General features: G+C 29.6%; 9 protein-coding genes. 1 reads left to right on the forward strand and 8 read right to left on the reverse strand.

What is annotated here, in order from left to right; all coding sequences use genetic code 11:
* The 5 genes from C9J37_RS26690 to C9J37_RS26710 form a co-directional block, all read right to left on the reverse strand.
* Nucleotides 1-630 (reverse strand): Imm43 family immunity protein, encoded by a 630-nt coding sequence (locus tag C9J37_RS26690; protein WP_137067883.1) that lies wholly within the window; start codon nucleotides 628-630, stop codon nucleotides 1-3.
* Nucleotides 631-680: 50 nt separating this feature from the next.
* Nucleotides 681-1184 carry a DUF6630 family protein gene (locus C9J37_RS26695; protein WP_107897820.1) on the reverse strand — a complete coding sequence of 168 codons (504 nt, stop codon included), beginning with the start codon at nucleotides 1182-1184 and terminating at the stop codon, nucleotides 681-683.
* 54 nt (nucleotides 1185-1238) lie between these two features.
* On the reverse strand, nucleotides 1239-2093 hold the full coding sequence (locus tag C9J37_RS26700; protein WP_107897821.1) for a hypothetical protein: 855 nt from the start codon (nucleotides 2091-2093) through the stop codon (nucleotides 1239-1241).
* 314 nt (nucleotides 2094-2407) lie between these two features.
* Nucleotides 2408-2968: an SMI1/KNR4 family protein gene (locus tag C9J37_RS26705; protein WP_107897822.1), complete on the reverse strand. Its 561-nt coding sequence runs from the start codon at nucleotides 2966-2968 to the stop codon at nucleotides 2408-2410.
* Nucleotides 2969-3611: 643 nt separating this feature from the next.
* Nucleotides 3612-4277, reverse strand: a complete 666-nt coding sequence (locus tag C9J37_RS26710; protein WP_107897823.1) for a hypothetical protein — start codon at nucleotides 4275-4277, stop codon at nucleotides 3612-3614.
* Between the two features lie 254 nt (nucleotides 4278-4531).
* On the opposite strand from C9J37_RS26710, the gene C9J37_RS26715 reads away from it, so the two are divergent.
* Nucleotides 4532-5068, forward strand: coding sequence for a hypothetical protein (locus tag C9J37_RS26715; RefSeq protein ID WP_107897824.1), 537 nt, complete (start codon nucleotides 4532-4534; stop codon nucleotides 5066-5068).
* A 72-nt stretch (nucleotides 5069-5140) separates the two neighbouring features.
* Here the strand turns inward: C9J37_RS26715 and C9J37_RS26720 are convergent, their stop codons facing one another.
* The 3 genes from C9J37_RS26720 to C9J37_RS26730 form a co-directional block, all read right to left on the reverse strand.
* On the reverse strand, nucleotides 5141-5680 hold the full coding sequence (locus tag C9J37_RS26720) for a hypothetical protein (RefSeq protein WP_107897825.1): 540 nt from the start codon (nucleotides 5678-5680) through the stop codon (nucleotides 5141-5143).
* Between the two features lie 68 nt (nucleotides 5681-5748).
* Entirely contained in the window at nucleotides 5749-6327 is a 579-nt protein-coding gene (locus C9J37_RS26725; protein ID WP_107897826.1) for an imm11 family protein, read from the reverse strand.
* Between the two features lie 316 nt (nucleotides 6328-6643).
* Nucleotides 6644-7309, reverse strand: a complete 666-nt coding sequence (locus C9J37_RS26730) for a hypothetical protein (RefSeq protein WP_107897827.1) — start codon at nucleotides 7307-7309, stop codon at nucleotides 6644-6646.
* Nucleotides 7310-7649 lie beyond the last annotated feature (340 nt).

A 7649-nucleotide genomic window follows, 5' to 3' on the forward strand; every position in this document is an offset into this window, starting at 1 on the left:
CTAGCGCTCTATTGACAAAAAGTATTGTGGTATATCACCAATTTCAATAAAACGGAGCCCTTTAATATCATTGATCTTACATTGCCGTTTGAATTTTTCTGAACAAAACAAATAACTCACCAATTTTAAATCCTTTAAACAAAAAATATCCTTATTAGTTTCTTTTAAAATAATTTCCTTATATTTTTCAACAAAAATTCCATTTAAGCTAAAGGATTTGTTTGTTGGGACTTCCCTAGTTATAAAATCCGATTTCTCATAATCCACTAAATCTTCTCTATTATAAAATTTCAGAAAAAAATAAGGTTCATTGACTTTGGGCTTACCTTTTGTATTTACTATATCCAGGCTAGATATTACATAATCTTGTAAACAGTTACTTTCCCTCATTAGATTTAAAAATTTGTTGCTAACGATATGTCCTGAAAAATCTTCATAGTAATCAAATTCAATTTTATTTGTAGTAATCAACCAAAGTTTTTTCGGTAAATCCGCCTTTTCAAAAAAGAGTCTATTCCAATTATATTCCATACCTTCATTAAATTTTGTTTCATTAAATTCTTCATGCAACACACCTTTTAAAAAGTTAGGAGAATTAACCTCATCCTTTACTAGCATAAAGTAACTCATTCTATCACTCCAAAATTTATTATTTTTAATGAAAAGAATTCCCCACGATTTCAAAATGAATCTTGAATGCTATAACCTGCTTCCTTTGCCAAAGCTTTCATTTCATCAATGTCAGATGATGGAACGGTTATTAGAACGTAACAGTCACTTTCAATATCCAAGCTTGCCAACGATATTGCCTGTTCTTTTAACTTTTCGGAGATTTTATTTAAATATTGGGACGTTGGTAGCTCATCAAATTCACCATCTTCAAAGTCTTCCCAACTCACGCACGCCATATTTTTTCTATCTAGCAATTCATCAACAACATCACAAATGTATAAACCTGACTCTTTCCAATCGATTTCAAATGCCAAACCATGATCAAGAAGTGCATCAACCAAAGAAATCCATGCCAATTCATCAATCGGGCTGTCTATCCCTCTTTCATCGAGTCGATCTTTAAACATCTCGAAGTAGGACTCTGGTTTTTGTATAGCTAATGAAACCTCTGAAAAAATTTGTTCTTCTACTTCACATGAAAGCTTTTGCACAAGCAACAACAGTGTATGCATACACTCATTCCTTTTCCTAAAAAATGATTGGTTCATTTAAATAATGAAATACTACTAACGTATAATACGCTGTGAATCTGGTACTTTTTCATTTTGAATGACGAACTGCAATATCTCATCATCCTCAAGCTTGTATCCAGGTTTCTCTTGTGGTATCTCTGCAAGAGATGTTTGAAGCAATGGATGCTCTATATAAGGTGTGTCTAGCCCCTCTTTCTCTCGTATTGTTCGAATACAATAATAATCATAAGGAATACAGTCAAACGATAAAATTTCACTTGATTTATCTGGCGTATCGCTTAGACTGTAGATATGAAAATTACATAATTCATAAAGATGCTCTGCAAAATTATGTGTCTCATTCCAACTGCGCATTAATTTTTGATAGATATGTTCTTCTGGTAATACATTAAACAATTCAGGCATTTCTCCAGTTTTCCAATAATGATAGAGGCACGTCATAAAAACATGATGCGTCTTATTCTCAGAATAAAAATCTCGATCTTTCATAAACATATTAGTTGCATATTTGTATGTTAGTTCTGCAATTTCTTCATAATCCCATAATAAAGAAAGCCCGATAAGTCCTCCTATTTGACTACCTGAAACACTTCTTCTACTAGGATTACTTTTGATCATTTGATTCAACCAAAAAAGTTGCTGCTCTAATAAAATCCATGCTGAGGATTCGCCATTTAATATTCTATTTTTTGCATTCATTTCGAGGTGAACACCTATTCCCATTTTTAAACGATCCGCTAATCGATTATTTTCATTTTTTTGAATTAAGTCTTTCATTTCAGCCATTCGATTATCTAGTATTTCTTTTACTTCCTCATCTGAAATCACTCTTTTTTTGTAGTCTTTTATAGCGCGATCAAAATACTTCCAATATTTTTTCCCATTCATTTAATCATTCCTTTATATTTGAATTTTTACGTTCCTACTCTTCTTTTTAACTATCTCTTTTTTTCACCAGATTCCCTTTTATTCTTTACCTAATCACACAATCTATCTATCAATTATATTAACAAAATAATCATTTGTATGTAAACATTTCCATATTAGAAGTAAAAAAAGTAGATAAACCGTCTTTGGTTTTACTACTCTTTTGATTCTACTTATTAGAAACTGTCTCCTCTACCTTTGTTTTGCTTGAATGTGCTTGCAAAATTCGAGGAATAAGGTGCTACAATGATTGCATCATCCAGATCGTAACATGTTTAATTGATGATTTCTTTCCAAAAGTCTATGCAATCTTCGTCAAATTTTTTCATTATAATATCTAAAAACTCAGTTTGGGTGTTTTGAGAAGTATGAAAATACGCTGTTCCTAATGTTTCAATTAGTTTCGTGAAAGATTCAGCTACTTTTATTTTGTTATTAAATAGTGTCTCTGAGCCATAAACGTAAATACTCCCACAATTAACATTCATAATAAGTGTAAAGTTATCTCCCATAGCTATAGATATAAATTGATTGGAAAAATTCTTTATATCTTCATTAGATAAATGTTCATGGTAACTTATTAACGTTTCTAGATAATTTGTATGACTACCAAAATGTACCCCTAAAATACTAAAATCCCCAAAATCGTAATTTAAAATTAAATTAACAAAATCAACAGGGAATTTCACCTTAAGTCTCCGCTCTACCCCCTCAACATTTGTTTCCATTTCAACTTGTTTCTTTAGTCTTAATCCTGTAACAACGGACTCTAAAGGAATAAAATCTCTATCTAAAATTATCGTTATTTCCTCAATATTTAATAACTTATTATTCAAAATAATTCACTTCCTTTATTTACAATGCCATTTTCTTCGGTTTGTTAACCACTACAGTTGGAACATCATCCTTATCGATACAACAATGGATTCCAAAGGCATATCCTAATTATTAACTCACTTTTTATGCTGCTTCTGCTAACAATTGATATCATATTTCATGTAATCCCTGTGCTTCACAATCTGTAATTGGAACTTCTTTATCAAAAATATCAGCTTTACGACATATTCTCCAACACCTAAATAAAATAATATGTTTAAAATCGGTAGGACCATAATTTTTTTGATAACCTATTATTCTCCAGTCACCTTCAATTTTTCTTTCGAATAAAGAGTAGGAACCAGAATTGCTAGCTCAATTAACCTTTTACACTCTTCTATTTCATTTACTCCTATAATTAGGTGGGGGAATCAAAATCAAAAATTTCTGCTACATTTCTTATCGAAACTTTAGACAATATCCTACCAAAACAATATGTATTTGATCATTCAAAAACAGATTAAATCTCCAGTCTTAAACAAACGGATTATCGTGCGTTCTTTTTTACTGGATTTGCTCTAAGCGAGATGCCGCTGTCATTAGAAAATATTCCCCATCTCATTACTCTCATTCGTGCAACATCGTTTGAACTATCTTTTACGACTATGTTCGATCATAATTTTTTACTTGAACCGTAGAATACAATAATTCTTCAACATATTGTTTATCTTTTTTTAATTGTTTTGAATAAATAGATACATCTCCATTTGTATATTCAAACCTAAACTTCCTTGTGGGTAAAATATTCATTTTGTCTTCAAAAAAACCGTCTCTCATTATCGTTTGAATCGTGTTATTATCATGATGATATAAATATCTGTCAATCATAAACGTTTCTTCTTCCATATCATCGTCTCTTGTATAGAATAATACTTTTTGTATCAAGATTCCGTTATATCTTACACAATATACCTGACTTAAAATCATTTTATCATCTTCGCTAATAAATCTTAGACAAATCTTGCTTTCATCTTCATTGATTATGAAAGAACTTCCCCAACCCTTATTTTCAGCCTTAAAAGAATAAAATAGTTCATTGTTTTTTAGGTTGTTCACAATAATTCCTTCCTTACATTTCGGTTCATTTTTATATATTTTCGGCTTTGGTAATTGATTCAATTCATATTGAAATGGATACATTTCGAGATATGTGTTACTCCAAAGAACTGTTTGATTTCTTATGTCTTCAACTTGATTAAGCAACTCTTTATATAAAAATTTATATTCTTCGTAAATTTTTATAATAAACTCGTAATCCTTTTCTATCATCAACTACACTTCCTTAAATTCTTTTTTATGTCCCAACCACTCCACTAAAGTTTCATAGCACAGACATAAACATCAAGCTTTCTAGCTAAAAGGTCAAAGCCATATTAGATGCCATGGTACTAGATTATCTAGTGTTTCTAGAAAAAACTTATATAGTAAAATTTTAACATTATTAACACCTATTTAATACAACAGTTTAATCCAACAAACAAACATGGTAAAATTAAACAAACAATATAGAAGGGGATAGAATAATGAAAACCTTTGAAAAGAATATAAAAATTTGGAATGACACATTAGCAGAAATTAGTCACCCTATTTATCAATCTATTTTAAATAATTTTCATACAGCTATGATTCATGAAATTTCTTTTCACATAGAAGATGGGACTGTTGAAAAAGATTTTAATTCAATTATGAATTATTCATTAAAATACATACTACGAGCTCTATTCATTCAAGTTAAAAACTCAAAAGAATTCGAATTAATGGAGTTAGTTTTTGGTAATAAAATAAGCGAGGATTTTGAAAAGTTACTTCTTTTAGATGCTACCGACATTTCTTACCATATAGATGATTTTATAACCGAGAAAGAAATGGAGGAAGAGGGTATTACTGTGGACGACTTAGATAATTTTCTTAATATCATTGTGAATTTTAATGAAAAGCAGTTTGCAATATTAAAACTAACTAATTGTATTTGTGAGCTAGGAGAGTTAGCTTTTTTGAATCTGGACACTTCAGATACATTCATTAATGGTAACCATTATAGTGACTATGAAGAGAAATAATTCTCTTCATAGCATATTCGATTATATAAAAAACAATGAAAAAAGTAACCTTCATTTATCCTATTCTAATTTTCACTTAGCTGTTCCTATCTCCTCAAAGCACAATCCATTAATTTCGTTTCCTTCAATAAAGTCTATAAACTTTTGTGTACAATAATAGCTTGAATTAATTTTTGTGTCTCTAAATATAATTTCTTTTCCTAAATTTTCTAATTTAAATAGGATATTCTTACTCCGCATCATTGCAAGAGATTCCTGCAAATCTAACCCATCAAAATTAATTGCAGTGACCACATTCGTTACATTTATATAAATATAATCGTCTGCAATACCTTTGATTTTTATCGGGAAAATTTCTATAATGTCAGAAAATTTTTCAATAAAAAGATTTTTAAATTTCGCTTTTATTATTAATGTATCTCCATAACAACGCGAATCAAAATCTAACAATTTTCCTCTGGTATGTATGTCTTCTGAGATACCAAAAATTTCTTCTTTCCAATCTAGCGTAATCTTCTTTCCTACAAAAGTTGAAAAAAGACTAACATCTTCTTCATTTAAAAAAGTTAGATCTTTAAATCTAAAATCATTTTCTATTTTAAATATTTTCATTATAAAATCCCTCTTCTCCAAATGTTAACTCTAAATAATAAGTCATTACTAACTTTTATTGTTGATACCTACAATTCAACGAATTCAGGTCGTTGGGTACTTCCCTCTTTGACAAACATTACACCTTTAATCTTCTGCACTTTACATGCTTTTATAAATACATCATCTACAATAATATAGCCTTTATATTCTTTCATTCTGGCAATATGATGTCCATCTAGGGAGTTGGGTACATACTTTACAGACAAAACTTCGATTGGTCCATTAGGCAAAGACTTTAATAACGGTTTATATTCCGATTTCTCCATATCTAAACAAGAAATTACATTTAATATATTCATGACAAAAAACGAGTCATTGATTTCACCGCTCTTTGTAGACGTTATGACCGCAGAAATAAACTGACAATCTGAACCTAATCGCTCTACTAGCTTCTTGAATTTTAAACTTACCAATAGCCCCCCTATTGTTGGCAGGATATCATATTCGTTTAAATATGGATCAAATTTATCTATTGAATAATGAAGTTTCTCATCTAGAGGATAGACTAGACCTTTTCTAAAGTCAGATTGATCATATTCGTTTTTTTCAGTGTAAGAAAAATACACATCTCGTCCGTAATTGCTAAATAGCTGATAATAACTCATCTTTATCATCCTTGATAATGTAGTTTTGTTTTAACATTTCGTAATGTTTTCCTCTGTTCGTTTATTTAATCTTATGAAAATCATTTTCCTTGGTATTCTCTTTTGCCTGACCTTTAACTCATTTAACTACAACTTAACGAGTTATCACACAAAAACACTATTAAAAAAGAGTACACAATAATCCAATTCCTAGAATTTTGCTACTCTTTTTTAGGCTTATACAAGTCTTAATTTAATGAACGTTTAAGTGACAATAGAGAAATAATATTTTAAGCTGCATAATAAAATCTCTCATATATAACTTTTAGTTGCTTTACTAAGAGAACTGCCAATATCCAACAACAGGAGCTGTAACACTCTCATTACTAATTTGTGCATATACGTATATGGCACCATATGAAAATGGATAGTTTCCTTGGATAAAATCATCTTCTTCTGGATACCCTTGTTCATCAATTTGAAATAAAAAATCAAAAGAATCAGCTTTTAATTCTCTAGTGAAAATGTTTTTATTTTGTATGTGCACAGGGCTCCCTCCAAATTTAACCAAAAAATTATGATTCTCGCTAGTGTCGTTATTTATTAATTTACAATTATTAATCGCATACTTCTTCATATTTGGATTAGTAAACACTTCTTTACTACTCTCATTAGATAAAGGATGTTCGACTAAGAGAATTGTACAATTAGGATACATATTATTTTCTAAGTATTCATCATAGTCTCTAGGAAAAAAAATTGTAAACATCATATTTGGATTTAGTGGATTTACTAATGATAAGAAAAAGTAATATTTAGAACTATATTTACATTGAAAATCTTCTTGATTGTCAAAATAAGCTGGAGCATTACCTCCAATCCAGCTAGTATCCCCCTCAATGAATTTTTTCCCTTCAAAAATCAATGCTTTTGATCTTTCAACAAATAAACTTTTAAAATTCCCCATCATTTGATTTTGAAACCGTTTTTTCACTGTAAACAAAGAATTATTGACACCTTCTTTACACATGTTTTGTTTTGGAATTATAGATTAGAATAACTTTGATTTACTCTAAATCAACTAATTGTTTTATAGTTATTTTCTCTGGTTTGTTAATATTTATCACATAAATTAAATCAGAGGTTGAATACGCTTTTAATAAGTTATCTTCTAGCTCAAGTTTATTAAATGGATTTGAATCCGTTGAAAAGAATGCCGATACGAAAAATATATCTAAACCAATTAAAATTTGTATTTAAACAATTTTTACTATGGTACGACTTATATCTTACGAATTTCGTCTTGTACCTTCCTGTTTCACCGAGCCTCGTTTTGCCGAAGC

Source organism: Lysinibacillus mangiferihumi, from assembly GCF_003049665.1.
GTDB lineage: Bacteria > Bacillota > Bacilli > Bacillales_A > Planococcaceae > Lysinibacillus > Lysinibacillus mangiferihumi.